General features: G+C 60.4%; 24 protein-coding genes and 1 riboswitch. Of the genes, 14 read left to right on the plus strand and 10 right to left on the minus strand.

Features of this window, described 5'->3' with window-relative positions:
- Positions 1–81 precede the first annotated feature (81 nt).
- From KZO83_RS16320 to cyoE, 7 genes are all read left to right on the plus strand, one after another.
- Entirely contained in the window at positions 82–1,095 is a 1,014-nt protein-coding gene (locus KZO83_RS16320; RefSeq protein WP_272493565.1) for a J domain-containing protein, read from the plus strand.
- 25 nt (positions 1,096–1,120) lie between these two features.
- Complete coding sequence (locus tag KZO83_RS02190; protein WP_247619595.1) at positions 1,121–1,510, plus strand: hypothetical protein; 390 nt, start codon at positions 1,121–1,123, stop codon at positions 1,508–1,510.
- A 538-nt stretch (positions 1,511–2,048) separates the two neighbouring features.
- A complete protein-coding gene (gene cyoA, locus KZO83_RS02195) occupies positions 2,049–2,957 on the plus strand; it encodes a ubiquinol oxidase subunit II (RefSeq protein ID WP_247619596.1) in 909 nt (302 codons plus the stop codon).
- A 4-nt stretch (positions 2,958–2,961) separates the two neighbouring features.
- Complete coding sequence (gene cyoB, locus KZO83_RS02200) at positions 2,962–4,941, plus strand: cytochrome o ubiquinol oxidase subunit I (protein WP_247619597.1); 1,980 nt, start codon at positions 2,962–2,964, stop codon at positions 4,939–4,941.
- Positions 4,942–4,943: 2 nt separating this feature from the next.
- Positions 4,944–5,561, plus strand: a complete 618-nt coding sequence (locus KZO83_RS02205; RefSeq protein WP_247619598.1) for a cytochrome o ubiquinol oxidase subunit III — start codon at positions 4,944–4,946, stop codon at positions 5,559–5,561.
- The gene (gene cyoD / locus KZO83_RS02210) at positions 5,561–5,896 is read left to right on the plus strand and encodes a cytochrome o ubiquinol oxidase subunit IV (RefSeq protein ID WP_247619599.1); all 336 of its coding nucleotides are present in this window, start codon (positions 5,561–5,563) and stop codon (positions 5,894–5,896) included. The genes KZO83_RS02205 and cyoD overlap by 1 nt, the downstream gene beginning before the upstream one ends.
- A gap of 13 nt (positions 5,897–5,909) precedes the next feature.
- Positions 5,910–6,797 (plus strand): heme o synthase, encoded by an 888-nt coding sequence (gene cyoE / locus KZO83_RS02215; protein ID WP_247620166.1) that lies wholly within the window; start codon positions 5,910–5,912, stop codon positions 6,795–6,797.
- Between the two features lie 114 nt (positions 6,798–6,911).
- Here cyoE and KZO83_RS02220 read toward each other — a convergent pair whose 3' ends face one another.
- Together KZO83_RS02220 and thiC are read right to left on the minus strand one after the other, a co-directional pair.
- On the minus strand, positions 6,912–7,451 hold the full coding sequence (locus KZO83_RS02220; protein ID WP_247619600.1) for a DUF421 domain-containing protein: 540 nt from the start codon (positions 7,449–7,451) through the stop codon (positions 6,912–6,914).
- Between the two features lie 228 nt (positions 7,452–7,679).
- A complete protein-coding gene (gene thiC / locus KZO83_RS02225; protein WP_247619601.1) occupies positions 7,680–9,578 on the minus strand; it encodes a phosphomethylpyrimidine synthase ThiC in 1,899 nt (632 codons plus the stop codon).
- Between the two features lie 82 nt (positions 9,579–9,660).
- Positions 9,661–9,790, minus strand: a riboswitch (TPP riboswitch).
- A gap of 119 nt (positions 9,791–9,909) precedes the next feature.
- Here thiC and KZO83_RS02230 point away from each other — a divergent pair.
- The gene (locus KZO83_RS02230; RefSeq protein ID WP_261505558.1) at positions 9,910–10,797 is read left to right on the plus strand and encodes an NAD(P)-dependent oxidoreductase; all 888 of its coding nucleotides are present in this window, start codon (positions 9,910–9,912) and stop codon (positions 10,795–10,797) included.
- A gap of 28 nt (positions 10,798–10,825) precedes the next feature.
- On the opposite strand, the gene KZO83_RS02235 is transcribed toward KZO83_RS02230, so the two are convergent.
- The 3 genes from KZO83_RS02235 to KZO83_RS02245 form a co-directional block, all read right to left on the minus strand.
- Positions 10,826–11,998, minus strand: a complete 1,173-nt coding sequence (locus KZO83_RS02235) for a PQQ-dependent sugar dehydrogenase (protein WP_247619603.1) — start codon at positions 11,996–11,998, stop codon at positions 10,826–10,828.
- A 59-nt stretch (positions 11,999–12,057) separates the two neighbouring features.
- Positions 12,058–12,993 (minus strand): lysophospholipid acyltransferase family protein, encoded by a 936-nt coding sequence (locus tag KZO83_RS02240; protein ID WP_378076102.1) that lies wholly within the window; start codon positions 12,991–12,993, stop codon positions 12,058–12,060.
- Between the two features lie 89 nt (positions 12,994–13,082).
- Positions 13,083–13,451, minus strand: coding sequence for a VOC family protein (locus KZO83_RS02245; protein WP_246921639.1), 369 nt, complete (start codon positions 13,449–13,451; stop codon positions 13,083–13,085).
- Positions 13,452–13,618: 167 nt separating this feature from the next.
- On the opposite strand from KZO83_RS02245, the gene KZO83_RS02250 reads away from it, so the two are divergent.
- Together KZO83_RS02250 and KZO83_RS02255 are read left to right on the plus strand one after the other, a co-directional pair.
- Entirely contained in the window at positions 13,619–14,311 is a 693-nt protein-coding gene (locus KZO83_RS02250; protein ID WP_247619604.1) for a class I SAM-dependent methyltransferase, read from the plus strand.
- A gap of 232 nt (positions 14,312–14,543) precedes the next feature.
- Complete coding sequence (locus KZO83_RS02255; protein WP_178997849.1) at positions 14,544–14,831, plus strand: hypothetical protein; 288 nt, start codon at positions 14,544–14,546, stop codon at positions 14,829–14,831.
- Between the two features lie 100 nt (positions 14,832–14,931).
- On the opposite strand, the gene KZO83_RS02260 is transcribed toward KZO83_RS02255, so the two are convergent.
- From KZO83_RS02260 to folB, 4 genes are all read right to left on the minus strand, one after another.
- Complete coding sequence (locus KZO83_RS02260) at positions 14,932–15,615, minus strand: response regulator (protein ID WP_247619605.1); 684 nt, start codon at positions 15,613–15,615, stop codon at positions 14,932–14,934.
- 19 nt (positions 15,616–15,634) lie between these two features.
- Positions 15,635–17,101 carry an ATP-binding protein gene (locus tag KZO83_RS02265; protein WP_247619606.1) on the minus strand — a complete coding sequence of 489 codons (1,467 nt, stop codon included), beginning with the start codon at positions 17,099–17,101 and terminating at the stop codon, positions 15,635–15,637.
- A 137-nt stretch (positions 17,102–17,238) separates the two neighbouring features.
- Positions 17,239–17,757 (minus strand): 2-amino-4-hydroxy-6-hydroxymethyldihydropteridine diphosphokinase, encoded by a 519-nt coding sequence (gene folK, locus KZO83_RS02270; protein WP_247619607.1) that lies wholly within the window; start codon positions 17,755–17,757, stop codon positions 17,239–17,241.
- Positions 17,754–18,107 carry a dihydroneopterin aldolase gene (folB, locus tag KZO83_RS02275; protein WP_178997858.1) on the minus strand — a complete coding sequence of 118 codons (354 nt, stop codon included), beginning with the start codon at positions 18,105–18,107 and terminating at the stop codon, positions 17,754–17,756. Before folB ends, folK begins: the two co-directional genes overlap by 4 nt.
- Before the next feature lie 151 nt (positions 18,108–18,258).
- Between folB and KZO83_RS02280 the strand changes: the two genes are divergently transcribed.
- Positions 18,259–18,891 (plus strand): glycerol-3-phosphate acyltransferase, encoded by a 633-nt coding sequence (locus tag KZO83_RS02280; protein ID WP_246894289.1) that lies wholly within the window; start codon positions 18,259–18,261, stop codon positions 18,889–18,891.
- Here the strand turns inward: KZO83_RS02280 and tsaD are convergent.
- Positions 18,872–19,903 (minus strand): tRNA (adenosine(37)-N6)-threonylcarbamoyltransferase complex transferase subunit TsaD, encoded by a 1,032-nt coding sequence (gene tsaD / locus KZO83_RS02285; RefSeq protein WP_247619608.1) that lies wholly within the window; start codon positions 19,901–19,903, stop codon positions 18,872–18,874. The two genes, KZO83_RS02280 and tsaD, sit on opposite strands and share 20 nt — an antisense overlap.
- Positions 19,904–20,147: 244 nt before the next feature.
- Between tsaD and rpsU the strand changes: the two genes are divergently transcribed.
- From rpsU to rpoD, 3 genes are all read left to right on the plus strand, one after another.
- A complete protein-coding gene (gene rpsU / locus KZO83_RS02290) occupies positions 20,148–20,363 on the plus strand; it encodes a 30S ribosomal protein S21 (RefSeq protein ID WP_040244373.1) in 216 nt (71 codons plus the stop codon).
- 152 nt (positions 20,364–20,515) lie between these two features.
- Positions 20,516–22,360, plus strand: a complete 1,845-nt coding sequence (dnaG, locus tag KZO83_RS02295; RefSeq protein WP_246894287.1) for a DNA primase — start codon at positions 20,516–20,518, stop codon at positions 22,358–22,360.
- 219 nt (positions 22,361–22,579) lie between these two features.
- Entirely contained in the window at positions 22,580–24,424 is a 1,845-nt protein-coding gene (rpoD, locus tag KZO83_RS02300) for an RNA polymerase sigma factor RpoD (protein ID WP_178997866.1), read from the plus strand.

Below are 24,424 nucleotides of genomic sequence, written 5' to 3' on the forward strand. Positions count from 1 at the left end.
GCTAGCGGCCGATGCTCATAGGATGTTCGCACGCCACGCGGCAATTACCTATAACGAACAATCCAAAAGCCAGGAGCTGGCATGGCATCATCGCGTTTTACGCCTTTCGAGCGCTTATTGCTCAGCAGCCGTAACGAGGCCGATACGGCTGCGTTGTTGTTATTGGCGTGGCTGGCGATGAGCGATGGGCAGGGGACCTTGAGCGACCGCAAGCGCACCTTGCTCGACGAGCTCACCGGGGACTTTCGTCACGATCACGGTTATCAGTTGATCGTCGACCTGGCGAGTGCGCCGGATTTCGTCGCCTTGCAGCTCGCGGCGGAAGTGTTGCAGCGCTATTATCGAGGGCCGCGCCGGGAAACCTTTCTCCGCCAAGCGATTCATGTGGCAACCCATGAAGGGGCATTGGCGGCTGGCCAGCATCATGTGCTGCGTTTTCTGGCCGACCTGCTGAACGTAGCGCCAGAGACGTTCGAGGTCTTGTTCCGGGATGTTGCCGGTTACCCGCTGGAGGCGCCCGAGGATCCGAGTGCCGCGCATTACTGGCGGTCACGCGAGAGTGCCGATCATCGGCATTCCTCCCAGCAAGGCCGTCACGGCGCGCAAGGTGACAGCTCTCGGGAGCGCACGGGCGGGGAGGAAGACAACGCGCAAGGTTCGCGGGATCGTCACCGGCAGGAGCGGCGCTATCGCCAGCGTGAGCATGCCAAGGACGAGCGTGAAGAAGCTCGGCAGCGTCGCTGGCGTTGGCGGCGCGAGAAGACCGGGCAGCGTGAGCGGGCTGATGACGGCCAGCGTTCGGACGAAGGCAAGCGGCGCCGCGAGGGCTTTTCCCACGAGGGCTTTTCCCACGAGGGGGCGCACGCCAAGGGACATGCCACGGGTAGTAATGAAAAGGCCCAGCGGGCATTGGCCGTGCTGGGCCTGATGGAAAACGCACAGAAGAGCGAGATTAAGCGCGCTTACCGACGTCTGGCCCAAAAGTACCATCCCGATCGCTATCATGCGCAAAGTCAGGAGGCGATGGTCACGGCGTCGCTGCGCTTTCAGCGAATCAAGAATGCCTACGATTATTTGATGCGCCAACATGCGTGATCTTTATCGACGATTGGACATACACGTGTCGGCGAGCGACGCGGGCATCGCCCGGGCCATTGCGCGCTGTGAGAATCAGGCCGTCAAGACGGACGCCGAAGATGTCTTGCGCGTCGAATCGCGCAAGCGTGAATACGACCAGCTCTATGGCACCTTGACGGGCATAGGACTGCTGCGTGCGCGCATGGGGTTGAGTCATGCGCCGTACTGGAACGGCAACGTGGCTAACGACTTCTCGATCAGCGCCGATGGCGAATACGCTCGCTACGCGGAGCTAAAGGCCAAGGTGGCCCGTGCCGTACGCGTTCACGATACCTGGCAGCAAGTGCGCAGGGGGATGCTGTGGGGCGGTGGGATTTCGTTGGCCACGGGCGTCGGCGTGGCGTTGCTGGTATTTGCGCCGGATCTTTTCTGATCCCATGTCATGGCGTCGTTGAGGGACCTTGCGCTACCCCCTACAATCGTATGAGCGCTTGCTCAGTCAAGAGGCTCAGGGTGCGACGCGGATGCGGCAATTGGTCGCTTCTATTTCGCCTGATTTTGCTTCAGAATGCCGCCCCGTCGGCTCTTCCTGCTTGTTGCCTGCATTCGAGCGAATAGCGATGCTTTAGCAGGCAGGCGAGGAGTGAGATGGCGTAAGCGATGCGTGCTCGTTTATGGCGGAGACATTCACCATTGCCTAGCATGCGCGGTACGCCCAACCTTCAGAGCGCATCACACTCGTGTCATTGGCAGCCGGGAAACCGGTGGCCGGTCGGGATGTATGCCATGGGGCGTTTCCAAGTGGTCAGCGATGCATGAGCCGACCATTTGGACACGCTCCAAGTCGCTGACGTTCCGTTGGTGAATGTGCCACTACATTTTGACCGCCGGGCCTAACGGGTCGCTAGCGGAGGAAAGCATTCAATGAGCAAGCGCTGCAACGTCTTCCCATGCTTGAGTGAGGTCATGCAATGAGAATGAAGAAGAACCTGGGATGGCTCGGTATCCTGCCCTTGATCGCAGTGCTGCTTAGTGGCTGTGACTGGGCGCTCGTGGATCCCAAGGGTCAGATCGGGATAGAACAGAAATCACTGATTATTACCGCTTTCTGGCTAATGATGATCGTGGTGATCCCCGTCATCGTAATGACGGTGGTTTTTGCTTGGAAATATCGGCATAGCAACCATACCGCCAAGTACATGCCGGACTGGGCGCACTCCAACAAGATCGAAGCCGTCGTGTGGCTCATCCCCTGCATCATCATCCTGTTTCTGGGGATCATTACCTGGAAAACGTCGCACTCGCTGGATCCGCACAAGCCGATCGAATCCGACGCCGAGACCATGGAAGTACAGGTCGTCGCTTTGGACTGGAAGTGGCTGTTCATCTATCCCGAGCAAGGCATCGCAACGGTCAACGAAGTAGCCATGCCCGTCGATGTGCCGGTTCACTTCAGCGTGACATCGGCGTCGGTGATGAACTCGTTCTTCATTCCCACGCTGGGTAGTCAGATCTATGCCATGGCTGGCATGGACAACGACGTGTACCTGGTGGCGAACGAGGCGGGCGTCTACGACGGCAAGTCCTCCAACTACAGTGGCGAGGGTTTCTCGGAGATGACCTTCGATGCGCATGCCATGTCGCAGGATGATTTCGATGCCTGGGTCGACAAGGTGGGTCAGTCGTCCGAAACGCTCTCGTATGAAGGGAGCTACCAAGAGTTGGCGGAACCGTCCACGGACCATCCTGTGGAGTATTTCTCCGACGTAACGTCAGACCTGTACCGCGACATCGTCGAGGGTTTCCATGGTGGCAACGGTGAAGGTGGACACGATGGCGGCCATGGCGAGACGTCCATGAGCGCAGAGGCAGCGGAGTAACATTATGTTCGGAAAACTTGGACTTGACGATATTCCCTATCATGAGCCAATTCTGGTCGTGACGGCTATTGTCATGATGCTGGGTGGCTTAGCCATCGTCGGCTTGCTGACGTACTTCAAGAAGTGGAAATGGCTGTGGACGGAGTGGATCACCTCCATCGACCACAAGAAGCTGGGTATCATGTATTTCCTCGTGGCGCTGGTCATGCTGTTGCGCGGTTTCTCCGACGCCATCATGATGCGTACCCAACAGGCCATGGCCGCCGGAGGGGCCGAGGGCTATCTACCCCCGGAACACTACGATCAGATCTTTACCGCGCATGGTGTGATCATGATCTTCTTCGTGGCCATGCCCATGGTCATCGGCCTGATGAACCTGGTCGTGCCGCTGCAGATCGGCGCGCGTGACGTTGCCTTCCCGTTCATGAACAACCTGAGCTTCTGGCTGTTCGTCGCGGGCGTGGCGCTGACCATGATCTCGCTGCTCATCGGCGAGTACGGCAAGACCGGCTGGTTGGCCTATGCGCCATTATCGGGAATACAGTACAGTCCCGGCGTAGGGGTCGATTACTGGATATGGGGACTGCAGATATCGGGGATCGGCACGACCCTGACCGGTATCAACTTCTTCGTCACCATTCTGAAGATGCGTACCAAGGGCATGACGATGTTCCGTATGCCGGTCTTCACTTGGACGTCGCTGGTTGCGAACGTTCTGATCATTGCTTCTTTCCCGATTCTGACCGCGACTATCGCGCTTTTGACTCTCGATCGTTACTTGGGGACGCACTTCTTCACGAACGATATGGGCGGCAACATGATGATGTACGTCAACCTCATCTGGGCCTGGGGCCATCCTGAGGTGTACATTCTCATCCTGCCGGCGTTCGGGGTGTTCTCTGAGGTCATTGCGACCTTCGCCAAGAAGCGCCTGTTCGGTTACAACACCATGGTCTGGGCGACCTTGGCGATCGGTATACTGTCGTTCGTGGTGTGGCTGCACCACTTCTTCACCATGGGGGCAGGCGCGAACGTCAACGCCTTCTTCGGTATCGCGACGATGATCATCGCCATTCCGACTGGGGTGAAGATCTTTAACTGGTTGTTCACCATGTACCGTGGCCGCCTGGAGTTCACTTCTCCGGTGCTGTGGACGCTGGGCTTTATCATCACCTTTACCATCGGTGGCATGACGGGTGTGATGCTGGCAGTACCGGGTGCCAACTTCGTGCTGCACAACAGCCTGTTCGTCATTGCCCACTTCCACAACGTCATCATCGGCGGCGTGGTGTTCGGCATGCTGGCGGGCCTGACCTACTGGTTCCCGAAAGCGTTTGGCTTCAAGCTCGATGAAAAGTGGGGCAAGCGCTCCTTCTGGTTCTGGATCGTCGGCTTCTATCTGGCCTTCATGCCGCTCTACATCCTGAGCTTCATGGGCGCGGTGCGTCGCATGCAGTCCTATGCGAACCCCGAATGGCAGCCGCTGATGATCGTGGCGTGGGTCGGTGCCGTGTGCATCCTGCTCGGTATCGCTTGCACCGTGATCCAGTTCATCGTGAGTATTCGCAATCGCGAGAAGTATGCCGACATCACGGGCGATCCGTGGGATGCGCGTACCCTGGAGTGGTCCACGTCTTCACCGGCGCCGTTCTACAACTTCGCGCATCTGCCCCATGTCGGCTCCATCGATGCCTTCTGGGAAGCGAAGAAAGAAAAAGGCATGGCGGCGGACAAGCCGACGCAGTACGAAGACATCCACATGCCCAGGAACACCGTGGCGGGACCTGTCATCGGTCTGATCAGCATCGCGTTCGGTTTCGCGCTGGTCTGGCATATCTGGTGGCTGGTCGGTGTCAGCGCGATTGGCATGTTCGTGGCCTTCATGTTCCGTGTCTTCAATGACGACATTGACTACTACGTCCCGGCGGCAGAAGTCGAACGCATTGAGCGCGAGCACCATAAACGGCTGGAGATGCAGGCGTAATCATGACGACGCAAACAGTTAATCAACATGACGCTCATGCCCACGATGGGCATGAGCACCACGATGCCAGTGGCATGAAGTTGTTCGGCTTCTGGGTCTACCTGATGAGTGACCTGGTCATCTTCGGGAGCCTTTTCGCGACCTATGCCGTGCTCATGAAGGGCACGGCGGGTGGCCCCTCTGGGGCCGATATCTTCGAGCTCCCGCTGATTTTGGTCAGTACCTTCCTGCTGCTATTCAGTAGTTTCACCTATGGCATGGCCGTGCTGGCCATGCATGCCGATCGAGTGGCGCAGGTGAAAGGATGGTTGGTCATCACGTTCTTGCTGGGTGCCGGCTTTATAGGGTTGGAAATCTATGAATTCCATCACCTGATTGCTGAAGGCTTCGGGCCGGATCGTAGTGCTTTCCTATCTTCCTTCTTCACGCTGGTCGGGACGCACGGCCTTCACGTGACCTTCGGCTTGATCTGGATGCTGGTGATGATCGTCCAACTGTTCACGAAGGGTCTTAACGACAAGACGCGCCCGCGCATCATGTGCCTGAGCCTGTTCTGGCACTTCCTGGATATCGTGTGGATCTGTGTCTTCACCTTCGTCTATTTGATGGGAGTTCTGTAATGAGCGATGCACATGCTTCCCACGATGGTGGCAACCACGGCAGCGTCAAGTCCTATGTGATTGGCTTGATACTCTCTCTTGTATTGACGATCATCCCGTTCTGGATGGTCATGAGCGGTGGCTTCAGCAATATGGCCATCGTTTTGACGATCTCGATCATGGCCATCTGTCAGGTGCTGGTGCAGTTGATCATGTTCATGCACTTGGACTTCAAGACAGAAGAAGGATGGAACGCAGGGTCCTTTATCTTCACTGCGTTGATCCTGGTCATCCTGGTAGGTGGGTCGCTGTGGATCATGCAGAACCTGCACGCCAACATGATGCTTGGTGGGTGAGTCGCTCGGCGTGATGCTCAAACCCTACGTCTCCATTACCAAGCCGGGCATCATCTTCGGCAATCTGATCTCCGTGGCCGGGGGCTTTTTCCTCGCTTCTCAAGGAAGCGTGGATGGTGTGCTCTTTCTGGCCACGGTCATCGGTATTGCGTTGGTGATCGCGTCCGGGTGCGTGTTCAATAATTACATCGATCGCGATATCGATCGTTTGATGGAGCGTACCCAAGGGCGTGTCACGGTCCAGGGGCTGATTTCACCCGGCATCACACTGGCGTATGGCAGTGTGTTGGGCATGGCAGGCTTCTTGATCCTTTGGTTCGGCACCAATGCCTTGGCGACGCTGTTCGCCTTGCTCGGGTTCGTCGTCTATGTCGGGCTGTATAGCCTTTATCTCAAACGACACTCGGTCTATGGCACCCTGGTGGGCAGTTTGTCGGGTGCGGCGCCGCCGGTGGTGGGCTATTGTGCGGTCAGCGGCCAGTTCGATCTTGGTGCGCTGACGCTGCTTTTGATCTTCTGCCTGTGGCAGATGCCGCATTCGTATGCCATTGCCATCTTTCGCTATCAGGACTATCGCGCAGCGTCGATCCCGGTACTGCCGGTCACGCGTGGCGTGAGGGCGGCGAAGCATCACATCTTCTGGTATATCCTGGCGTTCTTGGTTGCGACCCTGATGCTCACGCTAGGAGGCTATGCCGGATATGGCTATTTCGCGGTGGCGGCAGCGATGGGGATTTATTGGCTCGTCATGGCCCTTCGCGGCTATCGCACCGGCGACGACCGCGTGTGGGCCAAGAAGGTGTTCATCTTCTCGATCTTCACCATCACGGCGCTCAGCATCATGATGTCGATCGACTTTCAGGTCACGGATACCGAAGTGCTGATGACGTCATTGCGTTGATCTCGCCTCACGTGCTTGAAATGAAAAGCCACGCCCTATAAAGGCGTGGCTTTTTTCGTCTTACGGGCGGTATCCAGGTCGAGTCCCAGATTGAACTGATGGTCAGATCGAGGCCTAGCGCGTGTAATCACGTACGCCGCGCAGGATCCACGGCTCATCGCCGAGTTCGTGATGCTCGCCGTGCAGTACGTTGATGTTGCCGGTGCCCTCCATGATCATTGCATGCACCTGACGGGTATCCGAGACATTGGCTCGGCGCATGTGGGCGCGCAGATCATCCTCGGTGACGCGCGCCACACGCAGATTGGCGTGCTTGATCTCGCCACCCGGCCCCATGAGCAGAATTGGCCGATTGTCGGTCGCCGCCTCAAACACAGAGAAACGCGAGCGCAGTCGCGACACGAGCAGTTGCAGCACGTACAGCGTAGCCACTGCCACCAACCCCTGGAGAAGGGGCGGATTCTTGGAGACCACCACGCTGGCGATCATCGAGCCGAGCGCGATCGTGACCACGATATCGAAAGTCGACATCTCGGCGAAGCTACGCACGCCCGACCACCGTGCCAAAGCTACCACGACTAGGTACAGCACGACCGTACACAAGACCACCCAGATCAAATTGGAGGGATGGGATACGAGCCAGTCGTTGAGCATATCGACGCTCCTGTCTGCGATGGTCATTGATCGCCGACCGCGATCGAAGGATCATCCAGTCTAGAGGCTATTTGGACCTCACGCACCCCGAACGCTACGGTGCCGGCCCCCTTTTTGAGCAGCCAGTCCGGGCCGGACATCGGCCACGACGTTTCGCCCCTCAGGAAGGGGCAGCGCGAAATGAAATACCACGCCATAAAGGCGTGGTTTTTTCGTTTCGGGCGCGTATTAGACCTCGCGATATAAGTGGCCGCCTTGCTCGCGGAATTTCTCCGCGTGCTCTTTCATGCCACGCCTCACCGCCTCTGCGTCGCTTTCAAGTCCGCGTTCGGAGGTGCGGTCTTTGTAAGCATCGCGCACTTCATGGCTGATCTTCATCGAGCAGAACTTGGGCCCGCACATGGAGCAGAAGTGTGCCACCTTGGCCGAGTCCTTGGGCAGCGTCTCGTCGTGGTATGCCCGCGCAGTGTCTGGATCGAGCCCCAGATTGAACTGATCCTCCCAGCGGAACTCGAAACGCGCTTTCGAGAGCGCATTGTCGCGGCGTTGCGCCCCGGGATGCCCTTTGGCCAGGTCGGCGGCGTGGGCGGCGATCTTGTAGGTGATGATGCCGGTCTTGACGTCGTTCTTGTTGGGCAGCCCCAGGTGTTCCTTGGGGGTGACGTAACAGAGCATGGCGCAGCCGTACCAGCCAATCTGTGCCGCGCCGATGCCGGAGGTGATGTGATCGTAGCCGGGAGCGATATCGGTCACCAGTGGCCCCAGCGTGTAGAAGGGCGCGCCATCGCAGCATTCAAGCTGCTTGTCCATGTTTTCCTTGATCAATTGCATCGGCACGTGGCCGGGCCCTTCGATCATCACTTGGACGTCATGCTGCCAGGCGATCTTGGTTAGCTCGCCGAGGGTTTCCAATTCGGCGAACTGCGCGGCATCGTTGGCATCGGCCACTGAACCGGGGCGTAGTCCATCGCCCAGCGAGAATGCCACATCGTAGCGCTTGCAGATCTCGCAGATATCCTCGAAGTGCGTGTACAGGAAGCTCTCTTCATGATGATAGAGACACCACTTGGCCATGATCGAGCCGCCTCGGGAAACGATGCCGGTGACGCGCTCGGCGGTGAGCGGCACGTACCGCAGCAAGACGCCGGCATGAATGGTGAAATAATCCACGCCCTGTTCCGCCTGTTCGATCAGGGTGTCGCGGAAAATCTCCCAGGTCAGGTTCTCGGCCACGCCGCCGACCTTCTCCAGAGCCTGGTAGATGGGCACGGTGCCGATGGGCACCGGGGCGTTGCGGATGATCCACTCACGCGTTTCATGGATATTGGCACCGGTGGATAGATCCATGATGGTGTCCGCGCCCCAGCGGATACCCCACGTCATCTTGTCGACCTCGTCCTCGATGGACGAACTCACTGCCGAGTTACCCAGGTTACCGTTGATCTTCACCAGGAAGTTGCGGCCGATGATCATCGGTTCGGTTTCGGGATGGTTGATGTTACAGGGGATGATCGCACGGCCGGCAGCGACCTCGTCGCGTACGAACGCCGGGGTAATCTCCTCCGGCAGGCGTGCGCCGAACCCTTCCCCCGGATGCTGCTGATCGAGGATACGTTCAACCTCGCCGCTCCCCAACGCTTGGCGGCGCTGGTTTTCGCGGATGGCGATGAATTCCATTTCAGGCGTGACGATCCCCTGACGGGCGTAATGAAGCTGGGTGACGTTACGGCCTTCCTTCGCGCGGCGGGGCGTGCGGGTCAGCTCGAAGCGCAACTGGGCGAGCATGGGGTCGTTGGCGCGGCGTCGTCCGTATTCGGAAGTGGGGCCGTCGAGGAATTCGGTGTCGCCGCGCGCGTCGATCCAACGGCGTCTCAGTTCCGTTAGCCCCTGGCGCAGGTCGATCTTCGCATTGGGATCGGTATAGGGGCCGGATGTGTCGTAAGCCAGTTGGGGCGGGTTTTCCTCATCCTGGCCCGAGGTACGGGTCGGTGATAGCGATATCTCGCGGAAGGGGACGCGGATGTCTATGCGTGAGCCCTCCACATATATCTTGCGCGAGCCGGGGAGCGCCTGAATGGCGGCTTCGTCGACGCGAGCGGTGTCGGAAAGAAATTGCGGTGATGTCATATGTGCTCCAGGTCATGACGCAAGTCAGGCCGGCGCACAGCGTAGGCGGGAGAAGTAAGCAACGACGGATGACGTCCTGACGCCGCGGACTCCGCTTGATCCCTACGCCGGTACTAGCCGGATCAGGTTCGTCGGGATCCGTCGTGGCGTCCGCCGGGATGGCGAGCGCAGGACGATCTCAGCCGGTTCCACCGGCACCCCGTCAAGCTATCGTCTAGAGTCTAACAAGGTATCGGCCGAATGAAATCCCCAGGGCGATGTGTATGGCAAGAGGGACGTCAAATCCTCGTTTGCATGCTAATGTCTAAGGGAGAAGTCACCACAGGAGCGTATGAATATGAAGGTTGGATTCATTGGTCTGGGTGCCATGGGACGTGGCATGGCGCAGCAGTTACTCGAGGCGGGGCATGACGTCACGGTGTGGAACCGTTCCCCGGAGGCCGCCGAGGCGCTCGCCGAGCAGGGCGCCAAGATCGCCAAGAAACCGGCCGACGCGGCGCGGTGTGAGGTGCTGGTGAGCATGCTGGCCGACGATCAGGCTGCGCATCAGGTGCTGGTCGACAGTAAGGCCATCGAGGCGATGAAAAAAGGCAGCGTTCACGTCAACATGGCCACGGTGTCGGTGGCTTTCGCGCGCGGCATGGCGGCGCTCCACGAGCGCCTGGGCGTGGGCTATGTCGCCGCGCCGGTGCTGGGGCGTCCGGACGTCGCGGCGTCGGGTAAGCTCAATATCATTGCTGCCGGCAATGAGGCGCATATCGAGCAGGTCAGGCCGCTGCTGGAGGCCATGGGGCAAGGCATCTGGCCGTTGGGTGAGTCGCCGGAGCGAGCCAACGTGGCGAAGATCGCCGCCAATTTCATGCTTGCCAGTGCCATCGAATCGATGGCCGAGGCCTCGACATTGACCCGTGCGTACGGCATCGAAGCCAGCGATTTTCTGGATATCGTCACCAACACGCTCTTCGCCTCGCCGGCTTATAAGGGCTATGGCAAGATGATCGCCGAGGCACGCTTCGAGCCTGCCGGCTTCACGATGCGTCTCGGCCACAAGGATGTCGGGCTGGCCTTGAGCGCGGGTGATGAGCAGAGCGTTGCTTTGCCATTGGGCAGCGCGGTGCGTGATCGTCTGCTCGATGCCCTGGCCCATGGTGATGGTGAAAAGGATTGGTCGGGGCTCGCCGAGGTTGCCGCGCGCCAGGCGCATTTGGACAAGCGCTAGGGACTTTTAGACGAGGCCTAGGCCATGTTCATGGCGTCAGGCGATACAAGCCCGTGTCGCCATCGTCGGTTGTGAAATAAAGCGCGCCTTCACGGTAGGCGATACCGGCGGGGCGTGCCCAGCGCTCTCCATTTGCCGCTTGGAAACCGCTGACCAGATCGACCACGTCGCCTTGATGACCGCCATTCGTGAGTCGAATGCCGACGATCTTGGGCGGTCGGCGAGAGGCACGGCCTTCCGAGGCCTGTGTCGCCCAACTGCCATGAATGGCGGTGACCATGTCCACCTGCCAGGGGTTGCCCTCGGGTAGGAAGGTCAGGCCGATAGGGGCGCTACGCGCGGCGAAGGTTGCCACCGGTGGCGTAAGCGTGTCGCGCGCGGCAGGCGGCGCCGAGTCGATGCACTCATCGCGCTGCCACTCGCCCTCATTCCATTGATACCACGGCATGCCATGAAAGCTCCCTGATTCGGCGCGCACTAGCAATTCGGGCGGGGCTTCATAACCCCAGTGGTCGGGGCCGTTGTTGTTGAGATATAGCGTTCCCTCGGGGCTCCAGGCCATGCCGATGGGGTTGCGCAACCCGCTGACGTAGGGCATCCATTCGGGCGTCTCATGCGTGGGATCGAGGGCCATCACGCCGCCGCGCCGGTCCTCGAACGCAACGTCTTCGGCGATGCGTTGCGCCGAGCAGTTGCCTTGAAGGCCGAGCGCGACATAAAGCCTGCCATCGGGGCCGACAGATAACGAACGCGAGGCGTGGCCGCTACCGCCGGGCAAGTCGGCGACGCCCTCGAAATCTATCTCCGTGACATCCTGCCCCGGCGTATATGCCGTGCGATAGAGACGCTCGGTGGTCGCTACGTACAAGTAGCCTTCGTGGACCACGGCACTATGCGGGTAACCGGACAGCGGGATTTCCGCATCGACACGGTCATAGGGCGGTTGCAGACGATACAGGCGCCCCGCCTGGGAGCCGATGAACATCTCATCCTTGGGACCAAAGCTGATCAGTCGGGGCGCGCGTAGCGCGACCTGCTTATCGAGCGTGGCACCGTCGGGGACATTGGCCCGTTCCGCGTTGCCGGCAACCTCCACTGGCGTCAGTGCCTGGGCTTGCCCGGAGGCGATCATCATGGCGCCCAACCACAGGCCGGCGCGCTTCGCCTCAGTGCATGGGTAGTGTGGCGAACGATCATGCACGACTCCTCGAGAAATTCTCTGGAGCAGTGTAGACAACAATCAGTGACGCGTCCGAGGGCTCAGTAGATGCGAAAGCGTTTGAAGTCGGGGTGTTTGGCAGCTTGTTGCGGGGTCTTGCGGAAGCGCTTGTATTCCCACTGATACTGAGCGGGTTCCAGGGCGATGGCGTGTTCCACGCTGGCGTTGACGCCAGTGGCGGAGAGTGTCTCGTCGCGTGAGTAGACGCGTTCATCGGCGGCGAGGAAGTGCAGCGCGAAGCCCTCGCCGTCGGGGAGGCGTTTCGCCACACCGGTGACGACACGCGCCTCGGTGCGGGCCACGAGCTTGGGCAGCAAGGTGGCGGTATAGGCCGGGCGTTGGAAGAAATCGGCAAAGACGCCGCTACCCCAGCTCGGTTCTTGGTCGGGAAGAATCCCCACCGCCTCGCAGCGCTTGAGAGCCTTGAGCAGTGAGGCGACACCGCGTGGATTGGTGGGCACCAATTGCGCCCCCATACGTTCGCGGCCATACCGGATCACCGGGTCGAGGGCGTCGATCTTGGGAGGCTCGTACATGGCGGTGAACGGGAAGTGGCTAGAGAGCCAGAAGTTGAGCACTTCCCAGTTACCGTAATGCGGTGCCAGCACGATGACGCCTCGTCCCTCTGCACGGGCGTCGTCGAGTAGTTCGCGGCCGTGCACGGCGCGGATCGAGGCCTCCACGCGCTCTGGGGCGGCCATCCACGCAAAGCCCAGCTCGAGCATGGTGGCCGAGGAGTGTGTCAGGCTGTCCCGTGTCAGGCGCCGTTGCTGACGTGTCGGCATCTGCGGATAGACGTGTCTGAGGTTGATGCGCGTCACATCACGTTCACGGCGACTGAAGGTGAGAATCAGCGGGCCGACCAGACGAGCCAGCTGCCACAGCCGGTGCGGTGTCAAGCGTGCCAGGGTGCGCCACAGCAGGGCGATGGCGCGTGCGCGTAAAGGAGAAGAAACGTCTTCGGACATCGAGCTCATGGCATCATCGGTTACGGCGGACGATAGGGCCCGTATTATACAGATCGCGCGGCGTATGCCTGCCCGCGCGGGCGTACAATCTCATCTCTTCAGCGGCGCCGTGGTCGGGAAATCTCAATCAGGTTGCCATCGGGATCGCGTACGTGAAGCGTCTCGGTGGGCTGCTGTTCATCGGGCCCTTTATCCAGCGGCACCCCAAGTACCTCGAGGTGTGTCTTCACTTCCGCCAGCGGCAGGGCACTACGAAAGCCCAGGGCCTGGCGGCCCGGCGGGACGGTATGAGGATTGCCGGACGTTGCCTGGGGGGCATGTAGGCGCAAGGCGAAGTCGTCCAGGTAGAGGTCGGTGCGTGTCGCATCGTGGTAGCGTGCCTCGAGCCCCAGTACGCGTGTGTAGAAATCGATGCTGCGCTCGAGGTCGGTGACGTTTACCACCAGATGGTCGATGGCATTGAGCATGGCGAATTGTCCAAAAAGTGACGGTCGGCCCCAAGGGGGAAGGACATCATGCACGTTCGAGGCGGTCTGCATCCAGTCGAAAGATACACGCGTGCGTATTCGTGAGAGTGTCTGCCGGTGAGTACTCGCCGTCGGGCCGGTCAATCTATGCAGTCATGTGAGGCCCAATGACGACACCATCTATATCACCGGCCGTTACGCCTGCGTGCCCCCTGTGTGCCGCGTCGCAAAGCGTGCCCTCACCGGGTGCGCCGCCACGCACCTATTATCGCTGCCCGGCGTGCGCCTTGATCTTCGTCGCTCCCGAGGAGCGCCCCACGGCCGAAGAAGAGCGCGCGGTCTACGACCTCCACGAGAACACGCCCGAAGACCCAGGCTATCGCCGCTTTTTGGCACGCTTGTGCGACCCCTTGCTGGCGCGTCTGCCGCCTGCCTCGCAAGGGCTCGATTTCGGATGTGGGCCAGGACCCACATTGTCGTTGATGATGGAAGATGCTGGGCATCGCATGACGGTCTTTGATCCTTTCTATGCGCCGTATCCTGAACGTCTGGCGCGGCATTACGACGTCATCACCGCCAGTGAAGTGGTGGAGCATCTGCATGCGCCAGGGCAGGTATTGGCCGAGTTGATCGCGCGGCTACGTCAAGGAGGCTGGCTGGGTATCATGACCCAGCGCAGCGATGGCGTCACCGACCTCACGCGCTGGCGTTACATGCGTGATTCGACGCATGTCTGCTTCTTCTCCAAGCGCAGTTTTGACTACCTCGCCGAACAACACGAGCTGACGGTGACGTTCCCGCGTGATGATGTGGTGCTCTTGCAGCGGGCGTCGGGCGGTTTCGATTACGAAAAGCATTAGGCATTCACGCATAAGAGCATATCTTTTTTGTGCTCAGGGGACTGGTGGGGGTGTGATTTTAATGCTCCATTAAGCGCCTTAAGAAGGAAAAGCAACTGCATTATGACTTTTTGCGGCATATAGGTTTCGGCTATAGGCGCGATTGGCAAATCTGTTATTGCGTTTATTGTTAGCTTGCTATATATTTTACTCAACGTTCGCAAGCGAACATGAACACGCAAGGAGATTCATCATGCAAGTACGTACCCTTATTGCCGCCGTCGCCCTCGCCGCTCTGCCGGTTGCCGCTCAAGCTAGCATTGCCTCTGCAGAAGCGCTGCACGTCAATCACGAGTCACTGCAGGCCAACCAGGGTGCCGATCAGGCATCCGTGAGCTTCCAGCAGCTCGATACTTCGGGCGCCGACAGTTTTGGCGTCGCCAAGGCTCGGCACTACATTTCAGTGCATAACACCAAGCAGACCGACCTGCCCAGCGATACACAGGAGCAACAGCAGATCGGCCATCGCGCGGATTGGTAAGGCGTTGATTGACGGCGTCGCCAAGGTGCCGTCTGAACGAATATGCAAAAACCACCCGTTTTCGAGCGGGTGGTTTTTATTGTGCTGTTGGTAGGGAAGTTCAAGCGTTGGGCTGGTACTTGTACCCGACGCTGTAGACGGAGTGGATGATGTCGCGCTCGGGGTAAGCGTCGGCGATCTTGCGGCGCAGCTTTTTGACGTGGCTGTCCACGGTGCGCTCGGAGACGATGCGATGGTCGCGATACATGTGATCCATCAATTGGTCGCGGGAAAAGATCCGTCCCGGGGCGCGCATCATGACCTTGAGCAACTGAAATTCGACGGCGGTCAGGCCGAGGTCGTGGCCTTGGGCCAGCGCGCGCCAGCCGTCTTCATCGAGGTGCAGGGGTGGGGCGCCGGTCGCGTTCTCGTGGCGTGGTTCCAGGCGGCGGAGTACGGCCTTGACCCGCGCCACGACCTCGCGCGGGCTGAATGGCTTGCAGATGTAGTCGTCGGCGCCTAGCTCTAGGCCGAGTAGCCGATCGATCTCCTCGACCCGAGCGGTCAACATGATCACGGGCAGCGAGGGATGAGCGTCATTGATGTGTCGGCAGAGTGTCAGGCCATCGGTGCCGGGCAGCATCAAGTCGAGTAGTATCAGGGCGGGGGCGTGGTGCGCGAGCCAGGGCATGACCTCGTCGCCATGCGCTAGGTGATGCGTGGCGTAACCGCTTTGCTGAAGGTAGTCGGCGACCAGGCGCGCGATCTTGGGCTCGTCTTCGACGATCAGGATGGTGTCATTCATGACTGTCTCCAGACTTGGCTCATGGCATGTCGTGCTCGAGGACATCATCGCCATGACGCACCGGAAAAATCAGCGTCCAGCGAAGCCCACCAAGCGACGACGCCGAGGGAGTCAGCGTGCCGCCATGCGCCGTGACCAACGCATTGGCGATCGCCAGGCCCAGGCCGCTGCCGCCGCTGCGACGGTTACGCGAGCCTTCTACACGGTATAGGCGCTCGGTCAGGCGCGGTAGTGCTTCCTCGGTGACGCCGGGGGCGCTGTCTTCCCAGGTTAAACGCAGATGATCGGAATGACGCTCGAGACGTATGCGCAGCTGGCCCGGGGTGTCGGTGTAGGTGCAGGTATTGCTCAGCAGGTTATTCCACAATTGACGCAGCCGCTGTGGATCGCCGTGAATCGGCGCCGGAGCGGTGCCGATTTCTGTCTCCAGCGCGATGCCGCGTGTATTCAGCCAGCCATGTGCCTCGTCGAGTCGCGCCCTCAGCGTATCCGCCAGATCGTGCGGGGCCAGGTAGATATCCAGGGCGCCCGCATCACTCTGGGCGAGCAGGCGTAGATCGTCGACCAGACGTTCGAGTTGAGTCACCTCCTGGGCGAGCGAGGCGAGCGTCTCGCCGCCAAGCGGGCGCACGCCGTCCTCGATCGCTTCGATCTCGCCGCGCAACACAGCCATTGGTGTGCGCAATTCATGGGCGATGTCGGCGACCCACTGCTGGCGGTTACGTCGATTGGCCTCCAGCGTCTCGGCGAGCACGTTGAAGTCGGCGGACAGGCGGGAAAGCTCGTCGTGGCCACGTTCGGGAAGACGCACGGCGAAGTCGCCCTGGGTCATGCGGCGGGTCGCCGCGGTCATGTCGCGGGCACGCCGCCCCAGCCACCAGGCCAGGCCCGCGGCGAGCAGCAGCGAGGCCACCGAGAGTGAAGCGACGATGATCGTCATGTTGCGCAACTGGCGCTGCAGGAAGATACGATCCATGCGTGCCATCAGCTGCGCAGGGGGGAGGTAGCCGAGACGGCCGACGACCTTTCCTTGATGCTCGATGTCGATAAAGCGGGGCTGCGGAGGCGGTTCCGCATCGGAAGGTGGTTTGCCGGGTGGCAGTGGGCGGCCGATGATGGCGTCGCCCTCGGCATCGAGTACCACGAAATCCCGCGCATCGCTCAATTCGCGGTCGATGCCGCTGGGCGGTTGGCGTTCGCCTGGCCAGAGTTGGTTACGTACCAGGCGATGCCAGGCGCGTGGATCGTCGCGTAGCCAATGCCAGTTGCCATGTTCCTGCCAGCGTTCGGCGAGCGCGGTGGCTAGGGTGTCGGCACGATTGGCTTGGGTGCGTTCCAAGTAGTCGATGAAGCCTTGGTCGAGGCTGCGGGCAATGAGCAGGAAGCTCATGCCACCGATCAATACGTTGGTCAGCAGGATGGCGGCGAACAGCTTGAGGCTGATGCGCGCCATGCGAGGACGCTTGAAACGTAGCCGATGTTTCATGAGGCGACTCTTGATCTACGAAACGGCCGTGGCGCGGGCGCATGACCGCAGGATGAGCTCATCATGCAGGACGCCCGCGCAAGAAACCGTCACGCAATGTGCAAGCAGTGTGCATCACGCGGCTCGGTCCCGGGATGTCAATCCGGATGTGAGAGCGTACGGCCACGCCAAGTGAAGGACACGGGCCATAGGTGTTGGTCGCCGTTCGTGAACGCGGCCCACAGCGCGGCATAGGAGGTTCCCACCTCAGGATGCGGCGTCTCCGGCAACAACTCGGCGAGTGGCTGCAGCACGAATGCATGTTGGAGGATTTCGTCACGCGGGAGGTCGACGCCTTCGATATGGCCGCATCGGTCGCCCACCGTGAGCAGGTCGATATCCAGGGTGCGTGGGCTGAACTTGGGGCTACCCGGTAGGCGCCCGTTGTCGGCTTCGACCCGTTTGCACCAGGCTTGCAGCTCGCCGACCGTGAGGGTGGAGTGGAACGCTGCGACAAGATTGTAAAAATTGCGCCCGTCCTCGAAGCCGACCGGTTCGCTTTCGAAGACGCGCGATACCTGCACGTCTCCGAAGGTGTCGGTGAGGGCGTCGAGACAGGCAAGAACGTGGCGCTCGCGATCGATATTGCTGCCGATGCTGACGGTCACCTGTGTCATTCCTGCCCCCGCGTGATACGTACGCCCACGCTGGCGGCATTGGCAACCGCACCGGGTTTGCGGACGGTCAGGCTGAGCCGGGCGATGGTGAATTCTTGGCGCAAAGTCTCGGCCAGGCGTTCGGCAAAGGTTTCGACCAGCGCGAACTGATGGGCCTCGGCGAATTCGCCGATACGTGCGCTGATGGCGGCGTAGTCGAGCGTCTGTTGGATATCGTCTCGCTGTGCGGCGGGGCGAATGTCGGTCGCCAGTTCGAGATCCAGCCGCAGCCGCTGGCGAAGGGTGCGTTCCCAGTCGTAGACACCGATGACGGTATCCACTTCCAGTGCCTCGATCAGCACGTGATCCACGGCGTATCCTCATTAGGTCGGACATTGATGCGGCGAAGCCTGGTAAGCGCTTCGCGGCGTCGCAAACCTTAGATTGTACGTCATGGAGGTGGCAGAATCATGGGCGGGGCCTATGCATCGGTGTCGCCCACGCCATGAGGGAGTCCAACCCATGTCTCCAGTCTTGCCCGTCGCTGCCTTGGTGGTGGCCGGCTATCTAAGCGGATCGCTGCTTGGCGCCGTCTGGGTGTGTCGTGCGCTGGGGCGTCGCGATCCGCGTTACGCGGGATCGCGCAACCCCGGATTTTCGAATGTTTTGCGTGTGCATGGGGCGGTGCCGGCCGCCTTGACCCTGACGGTCGATGCGGTCAAAGCCATGCCGGTGCTCTGGGTGGCGCAACGTGAGGCGTTGCCGTTGTGGCTACAGGGCGCGGTGGGATTGTCGGTGTTAGTGGGACACAGCTATCCAGCGTGGCATCGTGGACGCGGTGGAAAAGCCGTGGCCAGTGCCTTTGGTGTACTACTGATGATCGCGACGCCGGTGGCCTGGGTATGCGCTCTATGCTGGGCCATCTTGGCGTGGCGCTCGCGTACTGCGGCGGTGGCGTCGCTGGCTGCGGCTTTGCTCGCCCCGTTGGCTAGCTATTGGCTAGCGCGCGAGGCGACGCTGGTCGTGAGCGTCTTCTCAGCGTTGGTGTTGGTGCGCCATGCCTGGAATATTCGCCGCTTGGGGCAGGGCGGTGAGCCGGGGCTTGCACGCTCCTCGCGCGAAGAAGATGGTGACGTCAGACCGCCGGAGGGGTGAGCGTTGCTAGTGGCCAGCGTGGCGTCGCCTGCATGGTCGCGTCGTCGCGCTCACCGGCGAGCAAGCGTTGTGCCCCGACGTAGGCGATCATCGCGCCGTTATCGGTGCAGAAGCGTCCACGTGGATAGAACGCCTGCGCCTGGCGTTTAGCGGTGGCATGGTCGAGACGCTCGCGCAAGCGGTGATTGGCGCTGACGCCGCCGGCCACCACGAGACGCTTGAGCCCCGTGGCATCGAGGGCGCGACGACATTTGATGACCAGCGTGTCGACGACGGCTTCCTCGAAGGCGCGCGCGATATCGGCTCGGTCCTGATCGCTGAGGGGGCCGGCTTCCTGAAGCTTTCGGGCGGTGGTCAGGGTATGTGTCTTGAGCCCGGAGAAGCTGAAGTCGAGTCCCGGGCGGTCGGTCATGGGGCGCGGGAAACGAAACCGGTTGGGGTCGCCGCGTTCGGCGAGCTTGGCCACCTGTGGGCCACCGGGATAGGGCAGGTCGAGCATCTTGGCGGCCTTATCGAAGGCTTCGCCTGCGGCATCGTCGACCGACTCGCCGAGCAAGCGATAGCGTCCGAGTCCGTGTACTTCGACGAGTTGGGTGTGCCCACCCGATACCAGCAGGGCCACGAAGGGAAAGTCGGGCGGCGTGTCCTCGAGCATCGGCGCCAGTAGATGTCCTTCCATGTGGTGCACGCCGAGTACCGGGATGTTCCAGGCACGCGCCAGGCCGTGCGCGGTCGAGGCACCCACCATCAAGGCGCCGACAAGCCCGGGCCCGGCCGTGTAGGCGATGGCGTCGAGTTCAGCACCGTTAAGCGCGGCCTCGTCGAGCACCTGGCGAATCAGTGGCAGCAATTTGCGAGTATGATCGCGCGAAGCGAGCTCTGGCACCACGCCGCCGAAGTCGGCATGCATCGCCATTTGGCTATGCAGCGCATCGGCGATCAGGCCGCGCTCGGTATCGTAGATGGCGACGCCAGTTTCGTCGCAGGAGGTCTCGATGCCCAATACCCGCATGTGTCGTCATTTCCCCGCTATCCCATGAAGCCCGCCATTCTACGCCTTTCGCGGCGTGCGTGGCAGGGGCCGTCAGGTAAACGCTCGGGTAAAGGCTTTGCAAAGCAATCTTACGGCGACTAGAATACTGTGTTCTGCAAGACTGGGTCGTGCACTCGTCATGCCGTTGGCAATCGCTAAACATGGGCTGACTGGGTGTGCGTTCAATCCGAACTCATCTTTCCTAAAGGTAGGTGATTGGTTAATGCCTTCTGTAAAAGTACGTGATAACGAGCCGTTCGACGTCGCTCTGCGGCGTTTCAAACGTTCTTGCGAAAAAGGCGGCGTTCTCTCCGAAGTCCGTCGTCGTGAGACTTATGAAAAGCCCACCGCAGTGCGTAAGCGCAAGGCTGCTGCGGCGGTCAAGCGTCATGCCAAGAAGCTGCAGCGCGAGCGCAAGCGTTTCGAACGGCTGTATTGATCCGTACTAGAAGCGGCCTCGGTCGCTTCTAAGAGGGACGCCAAGCGGCTGCCATCAGGTGGCCGCTTGTTTTTCTCACCCCGCTGTTTCCGCGCTGCCTGGCTCCGTGATTTCCGCGATACAGACAACGTTTCGTCGAGCGCTTCCCCGCCATGGCTGGACAGATACCTCAACGCTTCATCGATGATTTGCTGGCTCGCACCGACGTGGTCGAGATCGTCGGCGAGCGCGTTCAGCTCAAGAAGGCCGGTCGCAACTACTCGGGCCTTTGTCCCTTCCATCAGGAAAAATCGCCATCGTTTACCGTCAGTGCCGAGAAGCAGTTCTATCACTGTTTCGGTTGCGGCGTGCACGGCAATGCGCTGCGCTTCTTGATGGAGTTCGATCATCTGCGCTTTCCCGAGGCGATCGAGCAGTTGGCGTCGCGGTTGGGCCTGGACGTTCCGCGTGAAGGCGATGACGATCCACGTGCCCAACAGCGCGAGCAGCGTCGAGAAGAAGCGGTCAACTTGCTCGAGTTGTCGGCGAGCTTCTTCCGAGAGCGCTTGGTGATGGCCGAGGGGAGTGACGCTCGTGATTATCTCGAGCGGCGTGGGTTGTCCGAAGATATCGTGCGTGAGTTCGGGATCGGCTTCGCTCCAGACAAGTGGGAGGCGCTCAAACGCCATTTGGGTGAGCGTGGCATCAGCGATGCCGTACAGATCGAATACGGGCTGCTGGTGCATCGCGAAGACTCGGGGCGCAGCTATGATCGCTTTCGCAATCGGGTGATGTTTCCGATCCGCGATTGGAAAGGACGCACCATTGCCTTCGGTGGTCGCGTGCTCGGTGACGCCAAGCCCAAGTACCTTAACTCGCCCGAGACGCCGGTGTTCCACAAGGGGCGTGAGCTATATGGCCTCTACGAAGCGCGTCAGGCCAACGCACGGCTGGAACGTATGCTGGTCGTCGAGGGTTACATGGATGTCGTGGCGTTGGCCCAGTTCGGGATTCGCAACGCCTGTGCCACCTTGGGGACCTCGCTTAGCGAAGATCATTTGCAGCGTTTGTTCCGCTTGGTGGGTGAGGTGGTGTTTTGTTTCGATGGCGACCAGGCCGGTCGGCAGGCGGCACGCCGCGCACTGGAGACGGTGCTGCCGTCGATGATCGACGGTCGCCAAGTGCGCTTTCTGTTTCTTCCCGAAGGCGAAGATCCGGACACCCTGATACGGCGAGAAGGCACCGAGGCCTTCGAGAATCGTGTGCTATGTGCCGCACCTCTTTCGGAGTTTCTCTTCGATCAGGCGGCCGAGGGGCGCGATCTCAAGCATATCGAAGAGCGTGAGCGTTTCGTTACCACGGTATTGCGCGCCTTGGAGCGTCTGCCTGAGGGCGTTTTGAAATCGCTGTTGCTGCGCGAACTATCGCAGCGCACGGGCGTCGAACAAGCGAACTTCCAGGCATTGCTGGCACGTGCCGATAAGGCGCATGGCGCCCAAGATTCTGGCTTCGTCGAGGTGCAGGAGGGAGCGCCTTCTGAGGCCGCGCCTCAGCGAGAGGGCGCATCGAATGAGCGTCGTGGCACTCTGAGCCTCGTCGGTCGTTTGCTGCATTTATTGGTGCATGAGCCTGGCTTGGTAGGGCGTTTGCCCGAGTCGCTCGACTGGTGCCCTGACGACGAGGGCGATGGCGCGCTGTGCCACGAAGTGGTGCGTTTGATCCGTGCGGGAGGCTACCGCAACGCCCAAGTCTTGCTGGCGCATTTTCATGGTACGCCCGAAGGTGAGCGACTAGCCTGGCTGGCGCGTCGGGAACTCTTGATGCCGCGCGACGCACGCGGCATCGAGGTGGAAGGCCTGGTCGAGGGGTTGCGTCAACGTCATTCGCAGCGTTCGCCGCAGGAAGAATATGACGCCTTGTTGGCCCGGATGCAGGCAGGCGAGTCTCTGTCTAGAGAGGAGCGTCAGCAGTTGAACGAGCTGCTGATGGAATTGAAGGGCGGTGCTCGTTCAGTATGACGGTCGTGGGGAAGATGCCTGCCGCGACGGGTTGAATTGGCGCAAAACGTCGCCATTTACTAGGCAATATCGAAAAGGGTAGCCGAACACACTAGCACACCTGGATGACAAGACAAATACGACACTGGCAGTAAAATGCCCTTAGCGGCTATACTGGCAGGCTTAGCAGCGTTTCGATCCGTTCGCTTCCAGGTGCTCCATTGTCGAGATAGGGTTTCTATGGCTGGAAATACGCAGCAGTCACGTCTGAAGGAGTTGATCGCCCAAGGTAAGGAGCAAGGCTTCCTGACCTATGCGGAGGTCAATGACCACCTTCCCGAGGATATCGCCGATCCCGATCAGGTGGAAGACATCATCGCGATGATCAACGACATGGGTATCAGCGTCGTCGAGGAAGCACCTGACGAAGATACCCTGATGATGTCCGATCAATCTACCGACGAGTCGGCGGCGGAAGAAGCCGTCGCTGCCTTGGCGGCGGTCGAGAGCGACGTCGGGCGTACCACCGACCCCGTGCGCATGTATATGCGCGAGATGGGTACGGTGGGCTTGTTGACGCGCGAAGGCGAGATCGAAATCGCCAAGCGCATCGAGGAAGGCACCCGCGAGGTAATGTCTTCGTTGGCTTATCTGCCGGGGGCCGTGGACTCCGTCCTCGAGGCCTATGACGCCACCCAGGATGAAGAAGCGCCGGGACGGCTCTCCGATTTGTTCTCGGGCTTCATCGATCCCGATGAGGGGATCCCCGGTGTGGCCGAGGCGGACGTTCCCGAGCCCGAGCCCGAGCGTGATGCCGTGGACGGCGATGCTTCCGAAGATGATGACGATGCCGAGGAAGAAGAAACCGGCGGCGGTCCGGATCCCGAGGAAGCGAAGGCGCGTTTCGAACAGATTCGCGAACAGAACGAGCGTGCCAAGGCCGCGATCGACAAGCATGGTCTGGGGTCGTCGAACGCGGATCAAGAGCAAGCGCGTCTTGCTGAGCTATTCTCGCCGATCAAACTGGTGCCCAAGCATTTCGAACGTCTTGTGGGACAGGTACGCATCAGCATCGAGCAGATCCGTGGCCAAGAAAAGGCCATCATGCAGCTCTTCGTGAAGCAGGCGAAGGTGCCGCGTAAGACCTTCATCGGCTCCTTCCCCGGCGCCGAGTCCGATCTCGAATGGCTGGACCGTTTCAAGGCCAAGCATTCCAAGTACGCCGAGCGTATCGAGCCATTCCGTGCCGACATTCTGCGTGCCCAGCGCAAGATCGGCTTCGAGGAAGAAATGGTGTGCTTGCCGGTCACGAACATCAAAGAGGTCAATCGCCGGCTGTCGATTGGCGAGGCCAAGGCGCGTCGTGCCAAGAAGGAGATGGTCGAGGCCAACCTGCGCCTGGTGATCTCGATTGCCAAGAAGTATACCAATCGCGGGCTGCAATTCCTGGATCTCATTCAGGAAGGCAACATCGGGTTGATGAAAGCGGTAGATAAGTTCGAATATCGCCGTGGCTACAAGTTCTCGACGTATGCCACTTGGTGGATTCGCCAGGCGATCACGCGCTCCATCGCCGACCAGGCACGCACCATCCGTATTCCGGTGCACATGATCGAGACCATCAACAAGCTCAATCGCGTTTCACGCCAGATGTTGCAGGAAATGGGTCGCGAGCCGACGCCGGAAGAGCTTGGCGAACGCCTCGAGATGCCGGAAGACAAGGTTCGCAAGGTGCTCAAGATCGCCAAAGAGCCGATCTCCATGGAAACGCCGATCGGCGACGATGACGACTCGCACCTCGGTGATTTCATCGAGGATGGCACTATGCTGCTGCCGATCGACTTGGCCACTGGTGAGGGCTTGATCGAGGCGACTCGCAACGTGTTGGGTGGTTTGACAGCGCGCGAAGCCAAGGTGCTACGCATGCGCTTCGGGATCGACATGAATACCGACCACACGCTAGAAGAGGTCGGTAAGCAGTTCGATGTGACCCGTGAGCGCATTCGCCAAATCGAAGCCAAGGCGCTGCGCAAGCTGCGCCATCCGTCACGCTCCGAGCCGTTGCGCACTTTCCTCGACGAGTGA

The sequence above is a fragment of the Chromohalobacter moromii genome (assembly GCF_023091865.1).
GTDB classification, from domain to species: Bacteria; Pseudomonadota; Gammaproteobacteria; order Pseudomonadales; family Halomonadaceae; genus Chromohalobacter; species Chromohalobacter moromii.